We start from the raw sequence: 1003 nt of genomic DNA on the forward strand, positions 1-1003 counted from the left end.
GGCGTGACAAAGACTGGCTCGGCATCTTCGATCGCCGCTATAGCCGCGCGCCGCGAGGGCAGACCCGCACGGATTAGCATTGCCATCATGAATTGCGGAACGCCCGTCTCGATCACTGCCGCCGCGCCACCAACCACCGTCTCCGGCGACCAGCCCATCGACATGCGACGAGTACGGATTGCTTCCAGAGCCCAGACCAGACGATAGGTAAACGCCTCCTCGACCACACGCATGTTCTGCGGCCCAATCGTCGTAACCTCTTCGCCGCCGATCCACGCACGCAGGATCGCTTTCCAATTGGCAGGCAGCGCATTGCGCTTTTCGGGGATGAACGGCCGCATGAACAACAGCCGGTCCCCAAGGCCGCCAATCGCATCTGAAAGCACCTCCACGTCACCGCGCAGCGCCGCACTGTCGGCGAGGTCAATCAGTTCGGCCAACTCATCGGCCATCGCGTCGATCGCCAGACCCGCCTCGAGCCCGACACCCATCGCAAAATGCCCACGTCGTGACTGCTCCGTCGTCGTCTTCCAGATGAGGTCCGCGCGTGCTTGGAACACCTTCTTGTGGAGCGGTGCGATTTCCTCGTCCTGTCGCGCGATCTGGCGCGCCCATAGCGATCCCTTCAGCGCCTCGTCCAGCAATTGGGGGAGGTCCGCGCGATCCGCGTCCAGCGCCTCGATCAGACCGAAAACAGTTGCGTCAAGACGCTCGACAAGCTGGGAAAGAGGCTCTTCGTCGATCGTTTCCTCTTCCTCGTCCTCCGCGTCGTCATCGTCATCGCCGTCATCGGCACCATAGTCCACAGCGGCCGCAAGCCGTTCGGCGACTTCCGCCTCCTCACCAGCGGACCGCCAGGCCTCGCGCGTGTTGGCGAGATATTCCCATGCATCATCCCGATCAAGGACGCCCTCGCGCGAAAGTCGCTCAAGGATCTCTGCGACAATCTGAATGAGCCCGCTCTGAAGGGTTCTGGCCTTAGCGGAGGCGACAAGCTTCCGCC

1 pseudogene is annotated in these 1003 nt (G+C 62.6%); it reads right to left on the reverse strand.

The features are described 5' to 3' along the window. Nucleotides 1-1003 (reverse strand): annotated as a pseudogene (locus RCCGE510_RS32425) (DEAD/DEAH box helicase); the annotation flags it as partial.

The organism is Rhizobium sp. CCGE 510 (genome assembly GCF_000292525.1).
In the GTDB taxonomy this organism is placed as follows: Bacteria; Pseudomonadota; Alphaproteobacteria; order Rhizobiales; family Rhizobiaceae; genus Rhizobium.